This window comes from Paenibacillus sp. PastF-3, assembly GCF_029893135.1.
GTDB classification, from domain to species: Bacteria; Bacillota; Bacilli; order Paenibacillales; family Paenibacillaceae; genus Paenibacillus_AQ; species Paenibacillus_AQ nitricinens.
On the sequence record NZ_JARXWM010000001.1, the window covers coordinates 207,808 to 232,862 of the forward strand.

Below are 25,055 nucleotides of genomic sequence, written 5' to 3' on the forward strand. Positions count from 1 at the left end.
GGAAGCAGGTTGGAAAATATACTTGAGGTTCATGACGTTACAAAAAAATATAGATCAAAGCACGCCCTCCGCGGAGTATCCTTTAATCTGAATGCGGGTAAGATCACGGGACTGCTGGGCAGTAACGGCAGCGGTAAAAGTACACTTATGAAAATCATCGCCGGGCTGACACAGCCTACTTCCGGTCGTGTATCCATTATTGGAGGGGCTGTAGGCATAGATAGTAAAGCAGTAGTGTCATTTATGCCCGATAAGCCGCTTACAGAATCCTGGATGAATGTTAAGGACGCTCTAAAGTTCCAAAGTGATTTCTATCCGGATTTTGATCAGACTAAGGCTTCTCGAATGTTGGAGTTTATGAAGCTAAGAGCTCAAGATAAGGTGAGGGATTTGTCCAAAGGGATGAATGAACGTCTACAGCTTACACTTGCTTTATCACGCCGAGCTAGTCTGTATTTACTGGATGAGCCCATCGGTGGTGTTGATCCAGTAGCTAGAACTAAAATTCTTAACGCGTTAGTAGAGTTTTATGAAGAGGACAGCACCATTCTCCTTTCTACTCATTTAGTATCGGATATAGAGCGGATCTTTGATGATGTGATTTTTATAAAAGAGGGAGAAATTGTGATGCATACGGCGGTAGAGGATATCCGGCTGCGCCAAGGTAAAAGCATAGACGAACTGTTCAGAGAGGTGTACGCAGAATGCTAAAGCTAGTGAAGTATGATTTTAGACGGGATAGGGATAAGTTTCTTGCTGTTTTTGTAATCACCATTCTTGTGCAGTTTGTGATAGGATTTACGGTTCATTCTGATCAAGACATGTTCATGATGAACATCACTTCCTATGCCGTAGCAGGTGTAGTACTTCTCTTTTTTAGTCTGCGCACCTTCGGTCAGAACCTGAGATTATTCAATCGGAGGCTTGTGCCAGTACCAGTCCTGTATACCGTTCTCTCACCGTTAATGCTGTTTTTAGGGTCGTTACTCGCTTTATTTCTAGTCGCTTATATTCATTTAGCAGTAGATATTATGATGTTTTCAACTTCGTTTTTACCAGAAAAATTTTGGCAGATTTCCGCATATACAGTGCTAATAGTCTTTTGGGCTTCCGCCTACTCTATGTTGCTCGTGATGTTCTCCATGACCGTTGCAATGAGTGTGAGAGTGAAAGGAAGAGTATGGATTGGGATAGCCGTTTTTTTTGTAATACAGTATATAATTTCTTTATTAGAAACATCGATGTTCGATCATGAAAATATCACTTTGGAAAGAGCTTTTCGATTTGAAGTGACGGATGAGGCCGCTAAAATAAATAATATTGAGACCTCTCAGTATGTTCTTGGCTTACTTCCTACCCTGTTCGAAGCTGTGATTATTGCGATACTAGTATTTGCTATAGTTAAGCTCGTTAAAAAAAGAGTGGAGTCTTAGGCCACGGTGAAATAACGTTTTTTAGAACGGAGGCAGAGCGATTAGCTTTGTCTTCGTTTTTATGCAAAAAAAAGACGCCTTTCTATGAGAAGGGCATCTGTTATGTAGAATTCTACAGGCCCTCTACATTTAGAGAGGCTGTCCATATATCGAGTTCTCTATGTAGCAGTTCCTCTTCGTCCTCGTTCAATTTAAGTTTAACGCCATATTGGTATTGGCCGAGTCCAAACATCCAGCCCCAACGGACGCTGCCCACGAGTTGAAGCTTTTCTTCGTTTAATTGAAGATGAATCACTAGCTTTGTATCGCCCGCCGTGAATCGAAGATTCAGGGGGGTGCGCACTTTGCAGCCAGATCGGCTAAGATCGAGCAACACAGCTTCTGTTAACTTACCGGCACCCGGGCCGCTGCTACTCATAGGAACTTCAATCCAGCATTCAAGCGGCTGGTTCATTACATAACGGAATGGTTCTTTCCTGCTGGACACATCCATAATTTACCTCCCTATCGTTTATTTGCTATTATATCGAAAGGGATTGTTGAGAACAATCTACTAAAGTGCTATTTTTAATAAGAATAAATTTATTTAATACTAATGAAGGTGATGAGACTCAATATGTACCAATACCTGAATGAAACGTTCCAAAAACACAATTTTGACCAAGGAAGCCTGCAGGATGGGGAACTAAATAACTGTACATTTGAGCAGTGTTCCTTCAAAGGCAGCTCTATGGAAGAGATGACTTCCATCGGCTGCCGATTTATAGATTGCGATTTTACTGGAGCCATGCTCAATGCATCACATCATAAAGGCTCGGCTTTTACTAACTGTAAGTTCACAGGTGCGAATCTGTTCGTATCGAAATTTGAAGATTGTAAAATGGTAGGTTCTGATTTCTCAAATGCTTATTTAGACGGGATCACACTTATCGGTGGGGACTGGTCCTACACGAACCTAAGACATACCAATCTTAGTAGACAGGATCTGCGTGGAATTCGATTTATAGAAGCGGATCTAATGGGTTGTGATTTGCAAAAAAGTGATCTTCGAGGGGCTGATCTCAGCCGCGTACAATTGTCTCAATGCAAGCTTAAGGGGGCTGACCTTCGGGATGCTATGGTTGAGGGCATTGATTTAAAGAGTTTGGATCTACGGGGAGTTCGTATGGATATAGATCAGGCTGTACTGTTAGCACGCTCTTTTGGGGCTAAGGTAGGTAACTAGGAATAGGGGCATCAGCTGCTACTGTTGTAGCGGTTGATGCCCCTTTAGATTGTTATCAAGAAATACATATGTACATGGTATGAAACTTCTTATGTATATTTGCTTGCTTAACGGTTAACGCAGTCTTTTTCTGGGTTTGGCCCACCATTTAATCCAAAGAAAACCTTCGTCATCACGGAAAAATTTAATGCCTACCCAGCGTAAGGGTGTCCATAGTTCTCTAAAGTAATATGAAGGCATAGTCTATTAGACCCTCCTATATAGTCAATTAATACTATATGTTACGCTAGTTTTAATGAAACTTCAAGACAATTTTACTTATAATTACATATTATGAATCTACGAGAAGAAAAATGCTCATGTGGGCAGGACCAATAGCCCTATGTGGGTTGCATGCTTCATTTATTTCTTTTCCGTTACTTATTTTACATTCGAATTGTAAAATATTCACACGCGCTCTTTGGGCGCGTTTTTTGACGTTTTTTTTGATTGGAATCTAGCAAAGACGCTCTATTAGTAGGGATATGCACAAGCATTTCATTATGCTCAGCATTTAATAAAAGGAGAGGAAGTGATGAAATGACGGAGACCGAGTTTATTGCGAAAATCGCAAATTTTGCTGTGAAGGACATGCATATCAGCAAGGTTCCGGCATCGCTAACGATAGCTCAAGCGGCGCTGGAATCGGGCTTTGGCAGCAGCGGATTGACTGTTAAGGCCAACAATTTGTTTGGGATTAAAGGCAGCGGACCAGCCGGTAGTATTACTGTGCAAACTACTGAATATGTTAATGGTAAAGCTGTTAAAGTAGAAGCTCTTTTTCGGGCCTATAACAACTGGGGAGAATCTGTTGCGGATCATTCCGCGTTGATTGTGAATGGGGTTTCGTGGAATCGCAATCTTTACAGCAAGGTGCTTGGTGCTAGTGGGAAGGTAGCCGCACAAGAGATTGCTGCCGCTGGTTATGCTACCGACCCAAACTATGCAGCAAAGCTAATCCAAATCATGAATACCTACAATCTGTATAAATATGATGATGAAGCCAAGGAAGGTGATGACGAAATGTCGGCAGAGGATAAACAAAGGCTGGTTAGTCTGGAAACGGAAATAAAGGAATTGCGTGCTCTTATTGTGAGCCTTACGGATAGCAAGGATACGCTAAAAACAGGTATGCAGGAACAAGGTCAGTCGATTACTAAGCTTTCGGATCGTGTGACTTTAATCGAAGGCCGAGCAGTGATGAATGTACCCCCTTGGGCTGAAGCGGCAGTAAAAGCAGCGAGTGCTGCAGGGCTGCTGGATACACCGTCAGGTGGCAGTTATGACTTCTATCGCATAATAACCGTGCTGAACCGTGCAGGCTTACTTGCTCCTGGTAGTGGAAAATGAAATAAGGAGGATTAAACACCATGTATAATGATGCTCTCAACAGTGTGCTTGCCTTTGCTTCCGTGCTGGCTGTTTTTGTAATGGCACTTGTACAACTTGTGAAGAATAGCGTGCAACTTCCGCGGAATATTGTACCGGTAGTTGGATTAGCTATTGGCTTGCTGGTTGGAGCAGTGGCCTATCCGTTCACTGATATGAATCTGATCCTGCGGCTATGGGCTGGAGGGCTAGCAGGACTTTCGGCGACGGGTTTATTTGAGCTTGCTTTTAACAAAAGGGATGGAACCAAAGCAGATGATAAATAGACTCGGCCTATCTGTTTTATAAAACAATCGTTTTATACAGGTATTGTGACTATGCAATCTATCGAGAACCCTAATATATTATCTTATGTCAATCATAAAGGGGGTGCAACGATGGGAACTTATCTTGATGGAAGAACGTCGCAAAATGCCAGTCTCGCCAACTCTATAGCTATTCCTATAACTGTTCTTAATACACCACAGCTTTTTGGGCAGATTGGGCTGATAACTGCTGGAGTGACTACAAATCCGCGTGTGCTGCTTAAAGGAACGATCTCTGTAACTCTTCCTTTAGCTTTAGTTGGAATCACAATTACTATTGTAAGGGGAACTTTACCAACCGATCCGCTTATATATTCTGCTACTTCAACTTTTGGTCTAAGTATATTGGCTCCGCAAGTCATAACCTTTTCAGCAGACGATTTCTTACCTGCAATTACACCTCAACTCACTTATACAGCATTTGTTTCATCTAATCTTCTCGGCACAGTTCGTGTGGGTCCGGAAAGCTTTGACGGTATATTAGTTTCTGATTAGACATCTTTACACTAACCTCGCGCAGTTTGCGGGGTTTTATTTTTAACCGTTCGCCCAATCTTCTTGGAGGATTAATACATATCCTGTGGTGTATTCTAAAATACGGAGGAGGTCTTCTCATGGGTGCAGAATTTGGTGGGGTTGGTGGCGCTTTTACTAATACAGGCGCAATCTTAGTGTTGTTCATCTTGTTAGTAATTATTACGAGCGCATGTATATTCTAGAGATATGAAATAGTCTGCTTCTAGCATTAGTGCTGGAAGTGGGCTTTTTTTTATCGTGTTATGTTGATTGTGCTATTAGTCATTGTCGTAACAGCTGGAAGTTTTTATTTCCATCATGTCGCTATTGCACGTGTCTCAATCAAGTCTGGAAGTGGAACAATCTAAAGATACTGAAGGTACTACATAGCAGCTCCTGAGCACACCGATAAGACGGTAATTATTGCGCATGGTTATGCTGGAAATGCGACTCAAATGAGCGGATATGCCAGAATGTAATACGTAAGACTAGAATATAAGATATTGCTGCCTGATGCTAGAGGACATGGTGATAGCAGTGGTAATTATATTCGGGTTGGGTTGGCTGGAGTGCAAGGGTTATTTGAAGGGGGTTCAGCGCGTCTTGGAAGCGAATGGCCAGAACACATAAGTGATTCTTCATGGTGTGTCCATGGGGGAGCTACGGTCATGGGAAGCTTTCCGCATGGATCCGGTTCAATATTAGAGCGTAGTTCCAGAGCTTATTGGGAAATTCGTGAAGTGAGTGTCTATTTAAGGGCTGCCGGCCGAAAGGGCAGTCCTTTTGTGTTTGACTTACCCTTTAGCAAACTTATAGTGTGAGTTTGCTTTTTATTCACAAATAAATGCAACATATAAATTGCATTATGTAATAAATATATTATAATTGGGGATATGGGAGGGATAATAATGAAAAAAAGTAAAATTAATGATGAACGAATTGTATCGCAAAGAAGAATGACTCAAAGTGATGCTTATCAAATATTAGTATATTGTTTGATGATTTCAGTACTGATTCAACAATTCATAATGAATGCTCCGTTTGAGCAATTTGCAGTCGAGTTTTTCTGTTTGATTGGTAGTGGAATATATATAACGATACGAAACTTGTCAGTGGGTGTTTATATTTGGGATCCCCCAAATCAAACCAACAAAAAGCTGCTCACTAACAGTATTATTTCCGGCGGGATTTGTGTTTCGCTTCTTATAATTTTGGCGGGAGAAAGAAAAGTGTGGAATATGACTTTAATCTTTGTTGCTGTCACGATTATTCATTTTCTTACACATCTTGTATTACGGAATATAAACAAAAAAAGACAGAGGCAAATTGATGATGAAATAAGTAGTGATGAAGATATGGAATGCTGATCACATAAAAGGTCTTAGAGCACGATGTTCTTTCTTAGTCTGTTTTTAAAAGTTCGTTCTATTTTAAACTATTGCTTGGATAGTAGATGATCAACATATAACTACTGGCTAGCTTACTCGGTTGGTGTAAAGTATAGGAGGCTTGAATTTAAAATGCTCAAATACATTCATCTACTAGGTCGAATTACGATAGGATTATCTGTTTTGATAATTCCTCTTAGATTAGGAGGTATTCCCACAGCTCTAATTGTGTTTTCTGTTGGAATACTGATCCATTTATTAGGATTATTCATTACGAGACATCTACAAAAATAAGCCATTGATCTCCAACTTAAGATAGGCAAGAGTAGAAACAACCAGAAATAGTTTCGCGATTATATAAAGTCTTTAAACATAAATTCGGGGCCCTATCTCTAGGGCCCCTTTCATGGGAGAGGAGAAACCGGACGAAGAGCTTATGGGGAAACGTAAGCCTGCTCCGCGGTTGTCTACGACATTTGTGGTGTCGATAATTACATGATGTCCCTGGAAGCCCAGTCTTATACATAAGGAAGGCTTATTTATCGGAATAGTCTTGATATTTCCATTTTTCATATCTAGACAAATTTTTTATTTCATCGCGCAAATGTGTTACGATAGGCGTGGACTTATGCCCTTTTGGGTATAACAAACAGAGACATAGAGCGGGTGATTGACGGTGAGAGTGGTATCGGGAAGTGCAAAAGGAAGACCACTAAAAAGTGTACCGGGAAGCGGAACAAGACCTACAACCGATAAGGTGAAGGAAGCTGTATTCAGTATGATCGGTCCATATTTTGAAGGTGGAGCGGTGCTGGACTTGTTCGCAGGTACGGGTGGTTTGGGTATCGAAGCTTTAAGCAGAGGGATGGAAAGCGCCGTATTTGTAGATATGGATCCTAAGAGTATTGACACAATTCGTGCCAATTTGAAAGCGACTAATCTTGAAGCAAGTGCGCAAGTGTACCGAAATGAAGCAGGAAGAGCGCTCAGTGCATTGGAGAAGCGGGGACGTGTTTTTGATTTAGTCTTTCTAGATCCTCCGTACCGATTGAAGCACGGAGATGAGCTGATGCTGTCTATGGTAGAAAAAGGAATGCTGGAAGAGGACGCAATCATTGTTCTGGAGCATGAATCAAGTTATGCCTATCCTGAGGATATCCCGGGATTTTATAGGTTGCGTCAGGCCGTATACGGAGAAACGACAATTTCTATTTATCAGTATGAAGCTAATCCTTCAGTGGAAAGTGAGACTGGTGAGGAGGTAGAGAATGAGTCAGCAAATTAGAAAAGAACGTGTCGCCATCTATCCAGGCACCTTTGATCCAGTGACTATGGGACATATGGATATTATTCGGCGCGCATCCAAGCAATTCGACCGTTTGATCGTAACGGTGCTTAATAATTTGAGTAAGAACCCGCTATTTACAGTAGAAGAGCGGACAGAGCTTTTAAGACAGGCAACAGCTGATATTCCCAATGTGGAAATCGACAGCTTTCGGGATCTGCTAGTCAATTATGTTCGTCAAAAAGATGCTCAAGTCATAGTACGTGGTATTCGTACCGTAACTGACTTTGAATATGAACTTCAAAATGCATCCATCAACCATAGTCTGGATCCGGATGCGGAAACGATCTTTATGATGACTAATCCGAAATATTCCTATTTAAGCTCCAGCGTTGTAAAAGAAATTGCCCATTTTGGTGGGAATGTGTCCGACTTCGTGACACCTGAGGTGGAACAGGCGATGAAGCTTAAATTTAATCGAGTCGATGACGAAAAGCACTAACAAGATATATCACTGCGGATAATGCCAATAAGATGATAAGTAGAAGAGATTGCAAACTAAGCAACTGTGGAAAAGAGCTCCATATGGCAGTTACATTAATGGTTCTGTTTGGTATGGATTGTGAATCCGCGAGCGCAGGCAAAGCAGCTTCACTTATTACCAAAAGTGGTTTCCATAATAGCAGTGTTAATAAAAAAGCATAAACGCCATGCATCAGGCGAACGGCAGCATAGGGCAGGAATCGGACATTTGCTTGTTTAAGCAACGTCAGCACCTGTAGCTGTGCGCAGAGCCCGCTCCAGCCTAGTGCAGCAGAGAGGAAGGCCGAGGCTAGTACTCCTGAAGAGCCGGCTCCGATGCTCGAAAGTCCTTTGCTTATAGCGTCTGCTCCTAAATGAATCTCGAGCAAGCTTGCTGGCAGAGCGGCTGGCAAAGCAGGAAGTGCCGTAGTAATGATATTGATGACCACGGCGAACATAATCATGTAACCGCCCACAACCATCAAATTTTGCACCGCTGTAGCTACTGACTCCCCAAGAAGTTTACCGAAGCTTCGGCCATCTCTTGATCGGGCTTCGGTGGCTGCAAGTTGGACACGACTATATAAAGAAGGTCGTTTAGTATTCATGCTTTCCTTTACAGTAGGCTGCGGATTGTCTAGCCGGCCATTTAACAGAGCGTCTGTATAACTGGCCAGAAGTCCTGAAACCCAATGGATAGCAAGCAGAAAGTAACCTGCTGTAGGACTATGTAGGAAAGCTACACCAATCACAATGAGCAAGGTTACTGGACTGGCGAAATGCGTAAGTGAGGCGAGACGAGCAGCTTCCTTGTCCGAAATGCTGCCCTGCTTATGAAGCTGCATGACACCTCCGGCCCCGCCTGGGAATCCGGTGGTGATTCCAAGCGCCAAAGTCCAACCGCTCGCGCCAGGCAGTCGAAAGACCTTTTTCATCAAGGGTTCCAGGAGCACTCCGAAACCATGCACAAAGCCCGAAGCGGTTAGCATCTCAGACAGCATCAGGAAGGGTAGAAGTGCAGGGAATACAAGTGTCCACCAGAGCTTTAACCCTTGGAGAGAAGCCTCGAAAGAGCTTTCTGGTGAGATGATGATGGCAATGGCTAACAGGATTGCGATTACCCCGGATAAAAAAGGTGTGGAGCGACTAGCTAGCCGGCGTATTTTAATATTGTTCATTTCTAGAATCACCTCTTCATAACTTAAGGCATAGCGGATGTGTTATCAATTTATGCAGAGTAGACAACCATCATGCCAAACCACTAGTCGAAGCGGTAATGAAGTTCAAACATTCATATCCTAAATGTGCCGTGGGAAAGAAGGGAAGAGTAGTGAAGCAGTTGAAGCATCGGCCGGGATTCCGTGCCACAGCTTATCTCTTTACGTTAGTAGTTATCGTGTATGTATTTGTTTTTATGAACACCCCGTACATTGTATATCAACCAGGTAGTGCATCTGAAGTTGCCCCTATGATTAAAGTGGAGAATGCTGATCCAGCTGAAGAAGGAACCTTCATGATGACTACAGTATCTGCTAGTTACGCTAATGTGGCGTTGCTGGTCGCCTCTGTATTTAACACCAATTCAGAGGTTGTCCGGAAAGAAACACGATTAGGAGACAAGTCTGAAGATGAGTATGCTGCGGAGCAGGTTTTTTATATGAACAGCTCGCAATCTTACTCCGTTCAGGCGGCCTATCACGCTGCAGGGATTCCGTATGAGGATGTAGTGGATTATTTGTATGTTTTTTCGGTGCCAGTAGCAAGTAATAAAGGGCAATTCCAGCCGGGTGACAGAATCATTAGTGTTGAAGGACAGAAGGTACCGGATCCAGAAGCTCTAGCCACGTTGCTTTCAACTAAAAAAATCGGTGATCAGGTCGCCGTTGTTTTACAAAGAAACGGTAAGGAAGTAAAGGAGCGAGTGACCCTGGTCGAGATCAAAGATAAAGAAGGTACTGCAGTTCGACCTGGTTTTGGTGTCACTATAGCCGCAGTTCAAAAGGTAAAACCTAAAAAGCAAGGCAAAGCGGTCAGTTTTGTGGATACGAATGTTGGCGGTCCTTCTGCAGGTCTGATGTTCACTATGGAGATTTACAACCGGCTTACGCCTGGTGATTTAACCAAAGGTCATAGGGTTGCAGGAACGGGCACGATCGACGCTGAGGGTGTGGTAGGTGCTATCGGTGGAGTGAAGCATAAGATTGTTGCTGCAGATCGAGAAGGGGCGGAGATTTTTTTCGTTCCTATTAAGAATTACGACGAAGCCAAAACGAAAGCTGATAAAATCGGCACATCGATGAAGTTGGTACCCGTATCGACACTGGATGAAGCACTGAAGTATATGGAGGAACTACCGGTCAAACCATGACCGGAGGTTCCAAATAATCGCGATACATATCGGTTCTGTGAGGTTCTCGAAAAGCTCCTGCGAAAGCAGATGCGGCTTGAAGGTCTCGCTCAAGTTGTGGATGGGAGCACAGTGACGGCCGCATGACGATGGGTAAGGTTGCTTTTTGTTTCATCTCTTTAAGTAGAGCTCGTCCACTTTCTCTAAAACCAAGGATTCGAATATATCCGGGCCCCTCTGCCAGTACAGAAGGGGTCATTTCTTCCTTTGTATGATTTAGCAAAATGTGTAGCAGAAGACGTTGCAGTCGTGTATGCGTATAACGCTTGCTCTTAAGGGCTTGAAGCAAACCTGAGATAGAGAATTGCTCAAGATCGGGCATAAGACGAAGGATTCTATTCTCCAAGCCTTCATTCATGTCTTGGATGGTTCGTAGCTCGGCAGCGGTACGTGTAGAGAGCAGGTGACGGAGGGGACCTCGGAAATGCTCCAATTCCAGAGGACCTCTACCTGCTGCATGCTCTCTTTCTAATATGGACACGCTATATTCCGGCATGTATGCTGCTGGAGAGCCGCCTTCTTGCAGCAGCTTGCGAATAGCAGTGGCGCTTGCGATCGATGAGCCAACCTGCAAAGGATCATGGAATCCGGCTGCCGTTCGCGGAACGGTTAGCGGCTCGATCTTGCTATTTAGCCGCTGCAAGGCGATGAGATAATGCAAGCCAAGGCTGTTATTCGGCTGGCGCAGCAGCTTGCCGGCATCGCCAGGACTCTCCTCTTCATGGAGAGTCCCTTCAAAGGCCACCGCCGCCGCTGCGCTGTACGCGGCGGGGAAGCTCGCTCCGAGCGCCATACGGCGGCGGATCTCGCTCTGAAGTTCGCTGCTTTCCTCTGCCAAATACTTGGCCAGAGGAAGCAGCGAACCCAAAGTGCCGGCTTCGGAGCCGAAGCACAAGCTGTCCACGACCCCGGTCGCTTCCAGCAGTGCAACTGCTCCGAAGGCGAACCATTCTGCCGGCTGTACAGCATAGGCGACCGGCAGCTCAATGACGAGGTCGGCGCCCATTCGTAGCGCCATCTCTGTCCGGGCTTGCTTGCTTACCGCCGCCGGCTCGCCGCGCTGAGTAAAGGGGCCACTCATGACGACGATGGCGCGATCAGCGCCTGATAGTCTTTTGGCTTCGGTAAAGTGATGGACATGTCCGTTATGTAATGGATTGTATTCTGCTATTATTCCAACCGTTGTCATTACTGCTTTCCTCCCGCAGGTAACCATTTTTAAAATTTAAGAAGGTAGAAATTATGCACCTAACCTTTATGTCTTTTATTTCACGCTTAAACGCTTATCAACCTTATGAAGATGTCAAAATCGTTTATGCTTGTAGAGATTAGTAAGAATAAATTTTAGGAACTCTGTTCGCATAAGCTGTCATTTTGATTTACACTAATAGTTATATCATAATTCTCTCCAATTTCTGAAACAATATAAAGGGAAAATGGTTGACAAAGGTATATAATACTAGGTATAATAAATTTTGTTTGTTTGGGAGTGATAAGTTATGCAGATTCACTTTCGCAAATTAGCGAATGCCGACGAACCGTTACATATTCACGATGTTGTGGATGTCAGCGAGGTAGTCAAAGGGCGCAAGGATATTCTAGCTGTTGCTCCGCTCTCAGTGGACCTTAAAGCGCTGCCCGCGGGAACCGATTGTGTGAACGTGGTGGGAAAACTGAGTGGAGATGTGGACATGTTATGTTCACGTTGTCTCACGGAGGTCAAAAGTGATTTGAACATTCCTTTTGCTGAGACTTTCAAGTGGCTTAAGCAGCCAGTTCTTCCAGATGATGACGAAGATGAGGAACTCATTTACGTCAAGGATGAGGTTGTGGATCTTATTCCTTATGTGGAAGAAAATTTCGTACTGCACTTACCCGATTCGGTATTGTGCAAGGCAGACTGTCTTGGTCTTTGTCAGAAATGCGGACAGAACTTGAACGAAGGCACCTGCAGTTGCGACAACACAGTGATCGATCCTCGACTCGCTGGGTTGAAAGACTTTTTCAAATGAAACATTACAACAAAAACACATTCTGCTTCTAGAGGAGCAGGCTGACAGAAATATCACAAGGAGGTGGAATACATGGCAGTACCACAACGTAGAACGTCTAAGACACGCCGTGACAAACGTCGCACCCACTTTAAGTTGGTTGTGCCGGGCATGGTGAAATGCGAACAATGCGGAGAGTTGAAATTGGCTCACCACGTATGTAAAGTTTGCGGAACTTACAAAGCAAGAGAAATCATCAAACAATAGTTTTGGAATAAGTAGTACTTCACTATCGGTGAGGTACTATTTTTTTTGAAATATAAGAATATATAAGTTTCAAGCTATACATTATCCTTATATTTTCGCACAAACGCTTACCGTCTATTAGGATGCCGAAGGCGTTTGTGCTTATTCAAACATAAGCCGCCCAGAAGTCAATGCTTTATTTTTGGTGCGGCATGCTTTATACTACATATTAGTACCTGGTTCTAAATAATGAATGTGATTATTTGACCTAATATAACAGCGGCCATTCAAGCGGCCGAATGCTTTCTTTAAAATATAAGAAAGTATAAGTTATGCACCTATACTTGATGTCTTATATTTCTCGCTTAAACGCTTATCGTCCATAAGGATGCCGAAGGCGTTTATGCTTGGCACGTGCCAGGAGGTGAGCCGCAATCGAGCGGATGTCCAAGAAAGAACGTCAGCAACAGCTGCTACATATAATCGCAGGTAATCCTTTTGTAACGGATCGGGAATTGACTCGTCAGCTAAAAGTTAGCATTCAGACGATTCGGTTAGACCGAATGGAACTGGGGATACCGGAACTGCGTGAACGAATGAAGCAAATGGCAGAGCACTCCTATGATCAGGTGCGCTCTTTGCCTGCGGATGAAGTCATCGGAGACATTGTGGATTTACAACTGGACAAGAGTGGGATTTCGATATTTGAGATTCGCGAAGACCATGTGTTCTCTAGAAATGGGATCGCTCGTGGTCACTATGTGTTTGCTCAAGCGAACTCGCTTGCGGTTGCCGTAATCAACGACGAGATTGCTCTGACCGCTTCAGCCGATATACGTTTTGTACGCACAGTTCAGCTAGGTGAGAAGTGTATTGCCAAAGCACAGGTGCGGTCACTTGCCGGTAGGGGTGGCAAAGCAGAGGTGGACGTATTCACCTATGTCGGAGAAGAACTAGTGTTTCAGGGCCATTTTATAGTGTATCGGTCTGCAAATGATGAACACAGTGAAGGGGGTAACCATAGTGCTGATCGCCATTGATGCCATGGGCGGGGACAACGCTCCTGAATGTAATGTCGAGGGGGCGTTGTCCGCGGCCGCGGAATGGAAAGATACGCAGATTGTGCTCGTTGGTGACGAAGCCAGATTAGAGCCACTACTCAAAGACAAGCCGTCTAATCTGACAATACGTCATGCGGGAGACGTTATTGGTTCTGATGAAGAGCCAGTTAAGGCCGTTCGTCGTAAAAAAGACTCATCCATGGTTGTAGCTGGACGAATGGTGCGTGAAGGTGAAGCGGATGCTATGATTTCGTCGGGTAACACGGGTGCGCTAATGACCACAGGACTCCTCGTAGTTGGCCGGATGCAGGGGATTGAACGTCCTGCACTTGCGCCTATGATTCCGACGCTTGACGATGTTGGCGTATTGGCTCTTGATCTTGGGGCTAATATGGATGCGAAGCCTGAGCATCTGGTACAATATGCGCTGATGGGCAGCATTTACCGGAGCAAGGTTCATGGTATTGCTAAGCCGCGTGTGGGACTTCTGAATGTAGGGACGGAGCCTGGAAAGGGTAACGAACTGACGAAAGAAGCTTATCCGTTGCTTGAGAACTTGCCAGGCATTCATTTTATCGGTAATGTTGAGGCACGTGACGTACTGACAGGGAATTGCGATGTGCTTGTGTGCGATGGATTTGCCGGTAATATTTTGCTAAAGTCTCTTGAGGGTACGGCGGGTGCTTTGTTCTCTTTGCTCAAGGAGCAATTTAGTCGTTCTCTGAAGACTAAGCTTGGCGCGGCAATGCTGATGCCGGAGCTTAGAGCTCTGAAGGGTAAAATGGATTACAAAGAGCACGGTGGTGCACCGCTACTCGGTCTTAGCGGATTGGTAGTTAAGGGGCACGGATCTTCTGACGGAAATGCAGTTAAGAATGCGGTAAGACAAGCGCGGATTGCTCTACAAGCCGATCTTGTGCTAAGTATATCCAAGGAAATTAGCGGGAAGTGAGTGACGACATGAGACAGTTGCGACCGGTTGGGATTATAGGAACTGGGAAATATGTACCTGAGAAAATATTGACAAATAGCGATCTGGAAAAAATAGTGGAGACTAACGATGAGTGGATCGTCAGTCGGACAGGCATCCGTGAAAGACATATTGCTGCACCTCACGAGGCAACTTCTGATCTAGCGTATGAAGCAGCACTCAAGGCACTTGATTCCGCTGGTATGAAAGCCGAAGATTTGGATCTTATTATTATTGCAACAGTAACACCTGATAGTGCTTTCCCTTCTACAGCCTGCATTTTGCAGGATAAACTGGGTGCTAAAGGCGCTGCGGCTTTTGACTTGTCAGCAGCCTGCTCTGGTTTTGTATACAGCTTAGCTACTGCGGTTGGCTTTATTCAGAACGGAATGTACAACAATGCACTTATTATAGGTGCGGATACTTTATCCCGCATCACAGATTATACGGATCGCAATACTTGTGTCTTGTTTGGTGATGGAGCAGGTGCAGTTATCATTGGTGAGGTTCCAGAAGGTCGTGGTTTCCAATCCTTTGATCTGGGTGCTGAAGGCTCTGGAGGGAACTTGCTTAAGCTAGAAGCCGGCGGTTCGCGCTTACCTGCCTCTCAGCAAACCGTTGAAGATAAGAAGCATTTCATTTATATGAATGGCCGTGAAGTATTCAAATTTGCAGTTCGTGTAATGGGCTCAGCTACAGAACGTGTGCTTACTAAAGCTGGTCTGGGTAAGGAAGATATTGATTTGTTCGTACCTCACCAAGCGAATATTCGTATCATTCAATCCGCTATGCAGCGTCTTGATTTGCCACCAGAAAAATGTGTGATCAATGTTGATAAATATGCCAATACTTCGGCTGCCTCCATTCCACTTGCTCTTGTTGAAGCGGCGGAAGAAGGACGTATGAAAGAAGGCGACACCGTCCTGATGGTTGGATTCGGCGGCGGCTTGACTTGGGGCGCATCTGTATTGATCTGGTAATAAGCTAAGACCGTTATACGGGAAGGAGTTCATACTTATGAGTAAAATTGCATTCGTCTTTCCCGGTCAGGGAGCGCAAGCAGTTGGAATGGGCAAGGATGTTTATGATGCTCTTCCAAACAGCCGTGCAGTGTTCGAGAAAGGGGATGAAGTTCTCGGATTTCCACTGAGCAAGCTGATTTTTGAAGGACCGGACAGTGACTTGAAGCAAACAGTAAACACGCAACCAGCGCTTCTTACAGCAAGCGTAGCCTATCTTGAAGCTCTGCGTGAGCAGGGTATGAAGCCGGATTATGTTGCTGGTCATAGCCTTGGTGAATACAGTGCACTAGTAGCTGCCGGTGTGTTGTCATATGAAGATGCTGTAACACTTGTGCGCTTGAGAGGCCGCTTCATGGAAGAAGCTGTTCCAGGAGGACAAGGTGCAATGGCGGCAGTGCTTGGTGCTGAACGTGAAGCGCTGGCAGTATTATGCCAAACTATCTCTGAAGAGAGTGGTGTTGTAGAACTGGCTAACGTTAACTGTCCAGGTCAGATCGTTGTTTCCGGATCTCAGGAAGGTGTTAATGGTGTTGTGCAGCGTGTTAAAGAAGCTGGTGGCAAGCGGGCAATTCCGCTAGAAGTAAGTGGACCTTTTCACTCTTCAATGATGAGAGCTGCTGCAGATCGTTTGGCAGAAGAGTTGAAGAAAGTAACCTTCAACACTCCAAATGTACCTGTCATTGTTAATGTCACAGCATCACCGGTAACAGATCCCGAAGAAATTCGCGAACTGCTTGTTCGTCAGGTGTATTCTCCTGTGCTTTGGCAGGACAGTATTGAATGGTTGATTGCGGATGGTGTGGATACTTTTGTTGAGATCGGTTCGGGCAGTGTTCTGGCCGGTTTAATCCGCAAAATAGACAAAACAGTCAAAGTAATCAACATTAATACACTTGAAAGTGTTCAAACTGTTTTGTAAGGGATGGTTTAACATTTTGACAACAGTATCATGATTGAAAGGGGATTAAACTATGTTCTCAGCATTGCGGGGCCAGACAGCCCTTGTAACTGGCGGCTCACGTGGCATTGGTCGTAGTATCGCGCTTGCACTTGCAGAACACGGCGTAAAGGTGGCTGTGAACTATGCAGGGAGTGAAGCAGCGGCACACGAGACAGTGGCTCGTATTGCCGAGCTTGGCTCGGAGGGGATTGCGCTCCGGGGAGATGTCGGCAATAGTGAACAGGCCGAGAGCCTTGTGAAAGAGGTTCTTAATACCTGGGGACGTATTGACATTGTTGTCAATAATGCCGGCATTACCAGGGATAATCTGATTATGCGCATGAAAGAGGAAGAGTTCGATCAAGTGATCGAGACGAATCTGAAAGGTGTGTTTAATTGCCTTAAGTCAGCTACACGTCCGATGATGAAACAACGTTATGGTCGTATCATTAATATTTCCTCGGTTGTGGGCGTGACAGGTAACCCTGGTCAGGCTAATTACTCTGCAGCTAAGGCTGGTGTCATCGGCCTGACGAAAGCAGCCGCTCGTGAGCTCTCCTCGCGGGGCATCACTGTCAACTGTATCGCTCCTGGTTTTATCGATACAGATATGACGCGTGAGCTTTCTGAAGAAGTTCGCAGTGAGCTAGAGAAGGGCATTCCACTAGCTCGCCTTGGGCGTCCGGAAGAGATAGCTATGGCAGTTGTTTTCCTAGCTTCTGAAGGTGCCGCTTATATGACCGGCCAGACACTACACGTGGATGGCGGGATGTATATGTAACTCTCCGTCAAAAATATAAGAAAGTATAAGTTTCACACTATACTTATCCTTATATTTCTCGCTAAAACACTTACCGTCCTTATAAGGAGGCCGAAGGCGTTTTATGCTTGGGAGAAATTACACTGTTTTAAAGATGAAATGTGAGGGATCAGGAAAGCGTTTTTTGCGGTCTATGGTATTTTGACCTCATATCTCGTATAATACCAAAAGAGGAGGTGAACCGGATGTCCGATGTATTAGAGCGTGTAAAACGCATTGTCATCGACCGCTTAGGTGCCGATGAAGCTGAGGTAACATTAGAAGCGTCTTTCAAAGATGATTTAGGTGCTGATTCTCTTGATGTAGTAGAATTGGTTATGGAATTGGAAGATGAATTCGACATGGAAATCTCTGATGAAGATGCAGAGACGATTACGACCGTGGGTGAAGTTGTGAAGTACATACAATCTCATACCTAGAGTCATATGATTGAGAGTCCCGTTCCAACTTGGGCGGGGCTTCTCCTCATTTATACAGCATTAAAGATGTATTAAAGGTTGCCATGTGCAGCTTTATAGGGATTATAACAGAACCGCGTAAGCTTTAATGATGCGGTGATCGCTGTTCATATAGTAATAATTTGCAGTATATAAGTACTGAATATAATGTATACAGCCTATAGATGGGGTGATTGTGTTTGAGTCATAGAGTGGTTGTAACCGGGATGGGCGTAATTACGTCACTAGGGAAAGACTTGGAGACGTTCTGGGATAATCTGATGAGCGGTAAATCAGGTGTATCGATGGTTGAAGCGTTTGATGTCAGTGAATACACTACGCAAATTGCTTCATCAGTTAAAGACTTTGATCCTGAGGCGCTTTTTGGCCGCAAGGAAGCCCGCAAAATGGACCGTTTTGTACAATTTGCAGTGGCTGCCGGTGAAGATGCATTGCGCGACAGTGGACTTAAGATCGGTGAAGATATCGATGCTGAACGAATCGGTGTATCTGTTGGTTCGGGTATCGGTGGTCTTGGTACTTGGGAAGACAATCATAATCTGTTGCTTGAAAAAGGGCCAAAACGGGTTAGCCCGTTCTTTATCCCGATGATGATCGCTAACATGGGTTCTGGGCAGCTGTCCATTAACCTCGGTGCAAAGGGACCGAATACGACTACAGTGACAGCCTGTGCTACAGGAAGTCATTCCATTGGGGAATCATTCCGTCTGATTCAACGTGGAGACGCGGATGCTATGATCTGCGGTGGTTCGGAAGCGACCATTCGACCAACAGGAATGGCAGGATTCTGTGCAATGAGAGCGATGTCCACTCGTAATGATGAGCCGGAGAAAGCTAGTCGTCCATTTGATGTAGATCGCGATGGTTTCGTTATGGGAGAGGGCGCTGGAATCTTGATTCTGGAATCCCTTGAACATGCTGAGAAGCGTGGAGCGAAGATTTATGCTGAGGTTATCGGCTATGGTCTAAGCGCTGATGCTCACCATATGACTGAACCGGATCCAGATGGAGCAGCTCGCTGCATGAAGATGGCAATCCGTGATGCTGGTATCTCTCCTGAAGATATTGATTACATTAACGCACATGGTACTTCAACGCCTGTAGGAGATCGATCAGAAACGGCTGCTGTTAAGAAAGCATTGGGCGAACATGCCTATAAAGTAGCTATTAGCTCAACGAAATCCATGACAGGTCATCTTCTAGGTGCTGCCGGTGGTGTAGAAGCTATTATCTGCGGACTCTCTTTGCAAAAGGGTATGATTGCACCAACGATTAATTTGGACAACCAAGACCCAGAATGTGATTTGGATTATGTACCAAATGTTCCACGTAAAGCGGATCTTGATATTGTAATGTCGAATTCGTTTGGATTCGGGGGACATAACGCTACAGTTATTCTAAAAAAATATAATCAGTAAGGGGACAGCGCGGTGAAAGGAGAACTGAAGCAGTTACAACAGCAACTTCAAATCCAATTTCACGATTCTGTGCTTCTGAAGCAGGCCTTTACCCATGCATCATATGTGAATGAACACCGTTTCAATCAGCATCAGGATAATGAGCGTCTCGAATTTCTAGGGGATGCTGTACTGGAGCTGACGGTTTCTGAATATTTGTACAATCTGTTGCCAGATCGACCTGAAGGGGAACTGACCAAGCTACGTGCCGCTATCGTATGCGAGCCTTCGCTGGTTAAGTTCGCTGAGAGTTTAGGTTTTGGCCGTTATGTACTGCTGGGAAAAGGGGAAGAACTTACGGGCGGACGTACTCGCCCGGCCCTGCTGGCTGATGTGTTCGAATCCTTCGTGGGAGCGCTTTATCTTGACCAAGGGCTGGAAACTGTACGGTCTTTTCTTGATAATCACGTATTTCCACTTGTGGAGACGGATGGGAAACTGCAAATGCAGATGACCGATTATAAGACGGAACTGCAAGAGCTAATTCAGCAGCACAATATGGGTACGTTGGAATATCGGATCATTGAAGAACGGGGACCCGCGCATGAGCGTGAATTCGTCTCTGAAGTGTTAATGACTAACCGTTCACTTGGTAAAGGGAGCGGCCGCTCGAAGAAGGAAGCAGAGCAGCAGGCTGCAGCAGCTGCACTGTTGCATCTGAAAGAAGATGGTGCCTGAATTTTGCATCATGTGGACAAGCGGAGGAGAGCAGCAAAGGTCTGAATACCGGCGTTTAGGCGGAGCTCAGACCGTTGCTGCTCTTTTTCGAAAGAATAGCCAAGCTTCATTTTGAAGCTATTTTAGGCGAATAAACGCTATGGTATAATGGGTCAGAGGTGATAGGCAAGTATGTTTTTGAAACGGATAGAATTAGCTGGTTTTAAATCATTTGCCGACAAAACAGAAATGGAATTTGTGCGCGGAATAACGGCCGTAGTGGGTCCGAACGGAAGCGGCAAGAGCAATATTTCTGACGGCATACGCTGGGTGCTCGGCGAACAGAGTGCTAAATCACTGCGTGGCGGCAAGATGGAAGATATTATTTTTGCCGGTAGTGACGCGCGTAAAGCTGTGAATTATGGTGAAGTATCACTTACGCTCGATAATGAGGATCACACGCTTCCATTGGATTTCAGCGAAGTTACAGTGACTCGGCGTGTTCACCGTAGTGGTGAGAGTGAATATTTAATTAATAAGCAATCCTGCCGACTGAAGGATATCACAGAGCTGTTCATGGATACCGGTATCGGGCGTGAGGCTTATTCGATTATCGGACAGGGTCGGATTGAAGAGATTCTGAGTACTCGTTCCGAAGATCGGCGAGGCATCTTTGAAGAGGCATCGGGTATTGTAAAATATAAATCGCGCAAAAAAGATGCAAGTCGTAAGCTTGATGACACGGAGCAAAATTTGCTTCGTATTCACGATTTGATTAGTGAGCTTGAGGATCAGATTGGTCCACTAAAGGATCAATCGGAGAAGGCCATTCGCTTTAAAGAGCTTCGGGAACAACTGAAGCATCAGGAAATTTCAGTCTATGTGCATCAGATTGAAGGGATTCATACAGCTTGGCAGGAAGGTAACGCTAAGCTCGAAACTTTAAAGGATGAGCAACTGGAATTATCTACTGTAGTCTCAGCCCATGATGCCAAGCTGGAAAGCGGACGTGCCGAACTGCGCGCGATAGAAGAACAGATCGAGAAGCAGCAAGAGCAATTGCTCCGTTATAGTGAGGCTTATGAGAAGAGCGAAGGTTACGGGGAAGTGTTGAAAGAACGCAAGCGTAATCTTGAGAGCAACCGAGAACAGTTAATGCTCACATTAGGTTCTGTAGGTGAACGTTCTGCGGATCGACAACGCGAGCTTGGAGATTTAGAAGCTAAGCTCGAAGCGTCCCGTCTCAAGCTTGTTGAGCTTCGGAAACAGATCGAAGCGGAAGAGACAAGACTCGAAGGTGTCGCTGACGGTATTAGTCAGAGCCAGGAGGAGAAGCTGAAAAGTGCTCTCCTGGAGTTAATGAACCTTATGGCGAATGCGCGTAACGAAATTCGTTACGCGGATCAACAGAAGGAGAATCTGGAACGTCGTATGAGCCGCAGTGAAGAAGAAAGCGGCAAATGGACTGCACGGCAGGAAGAGTTGTCTGCTAACCAGAAAGGGCTAAAAGATAAGATTGCCCAGCTTGGAAAAGAACTAAGCAATCTTCGTGGTGCTTATATTACTGAGAGTGAACAACTTAGTAAACGTCAGAAGCTGATTGAAGAGACGCAATCAGGTCTGAGAAAGTGGGAACAGAAGCGGGAAGCACAAGTCTCCCGTCACGAGACCATGAAAGAAATGCAGGATGATTTCGATGGCTTTATGCTTGGGGTTAAAGAAGTTCTCAAAGGTGCCCGTAAAGGACAGCTTAACGGTGTGCATGGTGCGGTTGCTGAACTCATCTCCGTTCCGGAGAAGCTGGAAATGGCTGTTGAGACTGCGCTGGGTGCATCGCTGCAACACGTGGTTATGGATAATGAGAGCGTGTCTCGCCAAGCGATATCTTTCCTGAAGCAACGTCAATTGGGACGAGCTACTTTTCTACCACTCGATGTTATCCGGCCACGCCAAATTTCCGGTAGTGACCGTGGAATGGTGGAAGATGCTGAAGGTTTTGTTGGAATTGGTTCCGAACTCGTTGGATACGATGATAAGTATGCAAGTATTATTGGCAGTTTGCTTGGTAATGTAGTTATTGCTGAGAGCCTGGAGCAGGCGAATCGTATCGCCGCTAGATGCCAGTATCGTTATCGTGTGGTTACGCTAGAGGGTGATGTAGTCAATGCCGGGGGCTCCATGACTGGTGGTAGCCAGCATAAGAAGAACAATAGCTTACTTAGTCGTAAACGCCAGCTGGATCAGCTGAGCAGTGAGATCGAAGAGAGCGAGCGTCAAATTGTTAAGCTGAAGCAAGGCATAGCCAGACTTCGTGAAGAGCAGGAGAATGCTAGCGTGAAGCTAGAGGACCTGCGCCGTGATGGTGATGAGAAAAGACTGGAAGAGCAACGTGTTTCTGGCGATTTGAAGCAGCTTGAACAGGAGCTTCGGCATGTGCAGGAACAAGTGGAGAGTACAGGCGCGGAACGTAGTGGTTTTGAAAGTGAGGTTCGCGCGCTTGAGGAGACTCGAAAACAAGCCTCTGCTGAGCTTGAACGTCTCGAGAAGGAAGAGAAGGAAGCTCATGAGGGTATCCGTAATGCCGAATCGGCGCGTAAAGCGAATGAATCGGCTAAGGAAGAGTTGCAAGGTAAGCTGACCAGTATGAAGGTTTCGGAAGGCAAGCTCGATCAGGAGATCTTCTCCTTGGAGGAGCAATTACGTCGTCTAAGACAAGATGCGGGTTCACAGGATAAAGAGCTGCGCCAGAATCGAAATCTGTTACATACGATCGAACAGGATTTGGCTAGTAATACTTTGGAAACCGTGAAACAGAAAGAAGATTTGAATAGTTATCGTCTGAAGAAGGAAGAGACAGCCGGTACTTTGGATCTAGCTAGGGCGGAACGTTCCGCGTTAACCCGTAAGCTTGAACTAGAGGAGGGCAAGACCAAGGATCAGCGTCAGGCACTTAGAGTCGTGGAGGACAAGCTGCGTTCTACTGAAGTTTCTGTAGGTCGTCTCGATGTTGAACTTGATAATATTCTTCGTAAGCTGAGTGATGACTACGAGCTAAGCTATGAACTAGCGAAGCAACGTTATCCTGTACCTGAAGATGTGCCTGCCGCACAAGCGGATGTACAGCGTCTGAAACGCAGTATTTCTGCACTTGGCGAAGTGAACTTAGGTGCGATTGAAGAATATCAGCGTGTTCATGAGCGTTATACCTTCCTCAGCGGACAAAAAGATGACCTGGTCGAAGCCAAGACTACCCTGTACCAAGTTATCCGTGAGATGGAAGATGAAATGTCCAAACGCTTCAAACAGACCTTTGATGCGATCCGTAAACAATTCGGTACGGTGTTCTCGAAGCTGTTCGGAGGCGGACGAGCGGATCTCATGCTGCTGGATCCAGAGCATATGCTGGAAACAGGGATAGATATCGTAGCCCAGCCACCGGGTAAAAAGCTTCAAAACCTGCAGCTCCTATCCGGCGGGGAACGCGCTTTAACTGCGATGGCCCTCTTGTTTGCCATCCTGCAAGTGAAGCCGGTTCCGTTCTGTGTACTGGATGAGGTAGAGGCTGCGCTAGATGAAGCGAATGTCGTGCGTTTTGCACAGTATTTGCGTGAGTTCTCGGAACAAACGCAATTTATCGTCGTTACACACCGCAAAGGAACGATGGAAGAGGCGGATGTGCTCTACGGAGTGACGATGGAAGAAGGCGGAGTATCCAAGCTTGTCTCTGTACGTTTAGAGGATGAGGAAGCAGAGATCGCATAACGGCGTGACGAAATGTTGAGCTTTTTAATACAAAACTTTTAGGAGGAAACAAATGAGCTTTTTCAGGAAGTTAAAAGAAAGCATTTCCGGCAAAACGGAAAGTGTAACCAAACAATTCCGCGACGGATTAGAGAAAACCCGTAAAGGCTTTGTCGAGAAGGTAGCAGACCTGATTATCCGCCGTAAAAAAATAGATGAAGAGTTCTACGAAGAGCTGGAAGAAATCTTGATTGGTGCGGACGTAGGTGTTAATACAGTAATGACACTTGTCGAGGATCTGCGCGCTGAAGTGAAGCAAAAGCGAATTGAAGATGCAGCTGAGCTGCAACCCATTTTGTCCCGTAAGCTCATGGAATTGCTGCGCGGCGATGACGATAACAGCCTGAAGGAAAATCCGGATGGCATTACAGTTATCTTGTTCGTTGGGGTAAATGGAGTAGGCAAGACGACTACGATCGGTAAACTAGCACATCGTTACAAACAAGAGGGTAAAAAAGTTCTTTTGGCCGCAGGGGATACGTTCCGTGCCGGAGCGATTGAACAGCTCGAAGTTTGGGGTCAACGTGCTGGCGTAGACGTAATTAAGCAACAAGCTGGCTCTGACCCGGCCGCTGTTATGTTCGATGCTGTTCAAGCGGCTAAGCAGCGGAATGTAGATATCTTGATTTGTGATACGGCAGGCAGACTTCAGAATAAGAGTAATCTGATGGAAGAGCTCAACAAGATTTTCCGTGTTATTCAAAGAGAAATTCCTAGTGCTCCGCATGAAGTGCTGATGGTGCTAGATGCGACCACAGGTCAAAATGCGCTTACGCAAGCCAAGCTATTTGGTGAAAAGAGTGGGGTAACAGGGCTCGTCTTGACGAAGCTGGATGGTACAGCTAAAGGCGGAATTGTAGTAGCCATTCGTCAGGAAATGAACTTACCAGTGAAGCTCGTAGGACTGGGAGAAAAGATGGAAGATTTGCAGCCATTTGATTCTCAGCAGTTCGTGCATGCTCTTTTTGCCGGATTAATTACCGAGGAAGAAGAGTCAGAAGAATCGGAAGAGCAAGCTTAGTTCAATCATCCACACAACTTTCATAAGCAACATTTACAAGGAATGTCCTCGAAGCTATATTTAGTTATGAGGGCATTCCTTTTTTTAAAAATGCTAGTTAGT

Annotated in this window: 26 protein-coding genes; 23 read left to right on the plus strand and 3 right to left on the minus strand. The window is 45.2% G+C overall.

The features are described from left to right. The first annotated feature begins 9 nt into the window (after nt 1-9). Nucleotides 10-711, plus strand: coding sequence for an ABC transporter ATP-binding protein (locus M2444_RS00980; protein ID WP_280786007.1), 702 nt, complete (start codon nt 10-12; stop codon nt 709-711). After that, on the plus strand, nt 705-1,433 hold the full coding sequence (locus M2444_RS00985) for a hypothetical protein (protein WP_280786008.1): 729 nt from the start codon (nt 705-707) through the stop codon (nt 1,431-1,433). The genes M2444_RS00980 and M2444_RS00985 overlap by 7 nt, the downstream gene beginning before the upstream one ends. A gap of 112 nt (nt 1,434-1,545) precedes the next feature. Here the strand turns inward: M2444_RS00985 and M2444_RS00990 are convergent, their stop codons facing one another. Next, nucleotides 1,546-1,926, minus strand: coding sequence for a PilZ domain-containing protein (locus M2444_RS00990; protein ID WP_094874340.1), 381 nt, complete (start codon nt 1,924-1,926; stop codon nt 1,546-1,548). Between the two features lie 123 nt (nt 1,927-2,049). On the opposite strand from M2444_RS00990, the gene M2444_RS00995 reads away from it, so the two are divergent. The 8 genes from M2444_RS00995 to coaD all read left to right on the plus strand — a co-directional run bounded on the left by M2444_RS00995 (nt 2,050) and on the right by coaD (nt 8,082). Further along, the gene (locus tag M2444_RS00995; RefSeq protein WP_094874341.1) at nt 2,050-2,658 is read left to right on the plus strand and encodes a pentapeptide repeat-containing protein; all 609 of its coding nucleotides are present in this window, start codon (nt 2,050-2,052) and stop codon (nt 2,656-2,658) included. 579 nt (nt 2,659-3,237) lie between these two features. After that, nucleotides 3,238-4,047, plus strand: coding sequence for a glycoside hydrolase family 73 protein (locus tag M2444_RS01000; RefSeq protein WP_280786009.1), 810 nt, complete (start codon nt 3,238-3,240; stop codon nt 4,045-4,047). Between the two features lie 20 nt (nt 4,048-4,067). Next, nucleotides 4,068-4,352 carry a holin gene (locus M2444_RS01005; protein WP_094874343.1) on the plus strand — a complete coding sequence of 95 codons (285 nt, stop codon included), beginning with the start codon at nt 4,068-4,070 and terminating at the stop codon, nt 4,350-4,352. 111 nt (nt 4,353-4,463) lie between these two features. Then, complete coding sequence (locus M2444_RS01010; protein ID WP_094874344.1) at nt 4,464-4,886, plus strand: hypothetical protein; 423 nt, start codon at nt 4,464-4,466, stop codon at nt 4,884-4,886. A 119-nt stretch (nt 4,887-5,005) separates the two neighbouring features. Continuing rightward, nucleotides 5,006-5,110, plus strand: a complete 105-nt coding sequence (locus M2444_RS01015) for a sporulation protein YjcZ (protein ID WP_094874345.1) — start codon at nt 5,006-5,008, stop codon at nt 5,108-5,110. 705 nt (nt 5,111-5,815) lie between these two features. Next, complete coding sequence (locus M2444_RS01020) at nt 5,816-6,274, plus strand: DUF6773 family protein (RefSeq protein WP_280786010.1); 459 nt, start codon at nt 5,816-5,818, stop codon at nt 6,272-6,274. A gap of 697 nt (nt 6,275-6,971) precedes the next feature. Continuing rightward, the gene (gene rsmD, locus M2444_RS01025; protein ID WP_094874347.1) at nt 6,972-7,580 is read left to right on the plus strand and encodes a 16S rRNA (guanine(966)-N(2))-methyltransferase RsmD; all 609 of its coding nucleotides are present in this window, start codon (nt 6,972-6,974) and stop codon (nt 7,578-7,580) included. Beyond that, a complete protein-coding gene (coaD, locus tag M2444_RS01030; protein ID WP_094874348.1) occupies nt 7,564-8,082 on the plus strand; it encodes a pantetheine-phosphate adenylyltransferase in 519 nt (172 codons plus the stop codon). Before rsmD ends, coaD begins: the two co-directional genes overlap by 17 nt. On the opposite strand, the gene M2444_RS01035 is transcribed toward coaD, so the two are convergent. Beyond that, on the minus strand, nt 8,054-9,280 hold the full coding sequence (locus M2444_RS01035; protein ID WP_280786011.1) for a nucleoside recognition domain-containing protein: 1,227 nt from the start codon (nt 9,278-9,280) through the stop codon (nt 8,054-8,056). The two genes, coaD and M2444_RS01035, sit on opposite strands and share 29 nt — an antisense overlap. A 152-nt stretch (nt 9,281-9,432) precedes the next feature. On the opposite strand from M2444_RS01035, the gene M2444_RS01040 reads away from it, so the two are divergent. Further along, complete coding sequence (locus M2444_RS01040) at nt 9,433-10,470, plus strand: SepM family pheromone-processing serine protease (RefSeq protein WP_280786012.1); 1,038 nt, start codon at nt 9,433-9,435, stop codon at nt 10,468-10,470. On the opposite strand, the gene M2444_RS01045 is transcribed toward M2444_RS01040, so the two are convergent. Beyond that, the gene (locus tag M2444_RS01045) at nt 10,460-11,698 is read right to left on the minus strand and encodes a nucleotidyltransferase (protein ID WP_094878492.1); all 1,239 of its coding nucleotides are present in this window, start codon (nt 11,696-11,698) and stop codon (nt 10,460-10,462) included. The two genes, M2444_RS01040 and M2444_RS01045, sit on opposite strands and share 11 nt — an antisense overlap. A 310-nt stretch (nt 11,699-12,008) precedes the next feature. Between M2444_RS01045 and M2444_RS01050 the strand changes: the two genes are divergently transcribed. From M2444_RS01050 to ftsY, 12 genes are all read left to right on the plus strand, one after another. Continuing rightward, nucleotides 12,009-12,521, plus strand: coding sequence for a YceD family protein (locus M2444_RS01050; protein ID WP_042187699.1), 513 nt, complete (start codon nt 12,009-12,011; stop codon nt 12,519-12,521). Between the two features lie 72 nt (nt 12,522-12,593). Then, nucleotides 12,594-12,767, plus strand: coding sequence for a 50S ribosomal protein L32 (gene rpmF, locus M2444_RS01055; RefSeq protein ID WP_019911234.1), 174 nt, complete (start codon nt 12,594-12,596; stop codon nt 12,765-12,767). A 422-nt stretch (nt 12,768-13,189) separates the two neighbouring features. Beyond that, nucleotides 13,190-13,786, plus strand: a complete 597-nt coding sequence (gene fapR / locus M2444_RS01060) for a transcription factor FapR (protein WP_042127208.1) — start codon at nt 13,190-13,192, stop codon at nt 13,784-13,786. Further along, nucleotides 13,770-14,759 carry a phosphate acyltransferase PlsX gene (gene plsX, locus M2444_RS01065; RefSeq protein ID WP_094878491.1) on the plus strand — a complete coding sequence of 330 codons (990 nt, stop codon included), beginning with the start codon at nt 13,770-13,772 and terminating at the stop codon, nt 14,757-14,759. The genes fapR and plsX overlap by 17 nt, the downstream gene beginning before the upstream one ends. Nucleotides 14,760-14,767: 8 nt before the next feature. Beyond that, nucleotides 14,768-15,757 (plus strand): beta-ketoacyl-ACP synthase III, encoded by a 990-nt coding sequence (locus M2444_RS01070; protein ID WP_139328492.1) that lies wholly within the window; start codon nt 14,768-14,770, stop codon nt 15,755-15,757. A 37-nt stretch (nt 15,758-15,794) separates the two neighbouring features. Beyond that, entirely contained in the window at nt 15,795-16,718 is a 924-nt protein-coding gene (gene fabD / locus M2444_RS01075) for an ACP S-malonyltransferase (protein WP_094878489.1), read from the plus strand. A gap of 52 nt (nt 16,719-16,770) precedes the next feature. Beyond that, a complete protein-coding gene (gene fabG / locus M2444_RS01080) occupies nt 16,771-17,520 on the plus strand; it encodes a 3-oxoacyl-[acyl-carrier-protein] reductase (RefSeq protein ID WP_094878488.1) in 750 nt (249 codons plus the stop codon). A gap of 224 nt (nt 17,521-17,744) precedes the next feature. After that, the gene (locus tag M2444_RS01085) at nt 17,745-17,978 is read left to right on the plus strand and encodes an acyl carrier protein (protein WP_036686493.1); all 234 of its coding nucleotides are present in this window, start codon (nt 17,745-17,747) and stop codon (nt 17,976-17,978) included. Nucleotides 17,979-18,196: 218 nt separating this feature from the next. Then, nucleotides 18,197-19,435 carry a beta-ketoacyl-ACP synthase II gene (fabF, locus tag M2444_RS01090; RefSeq protein WP_076282776.1) on the plus strand — a complete coding sequence of 413 codons (1,239 nt, stop codon included), beginning with the start codon at nt 18,197-18,199 and terminating at the stop codon, nt 19,433-19,435. A gap of 12 nt (nt 19,436-19,447) precedes the next feature. Beyond that, nucleotides 19,448-20,152, plus strand: a complete 705-nt coding sequence (gene rnc, locus M2444_RS01095) for a ribonuclease III (protein WP_042127220.1) — start codon at nt 19,448-19,450, stop codon at nt 20,150-20,152. Nucleotides 20,153-20,323: 171 nt separating this feature from the next. Continuing rightward, nucleotides 20,324-23,893: a chromosome segregation protein SMC gene (smc, locus tag M2444_RS01100; RefSeq protein ID WP_280786013.1), complete on the plus strand. Its 3,570-nt coding sequence runs from the start codon at nt 20,324-20,326 to the stop codon at nt 23,891-23,893. 52 nt (nt 23,894-23,945) lie between these two features. Continuing rightward, complete coding sequence (ftsY, locus tag M2444_RS01105; protein ID WP_094874594.1) at nt 23,946-24,953, plus strand: signal recognition particle-docking protein FtsY; 1,008 nt, start codon at nt 23,946-23,948, stop codon at nt 24,951-24,953. The last annotated feature ends 102 nt before the right edge of the window (nt 24,954-25,055 follow it).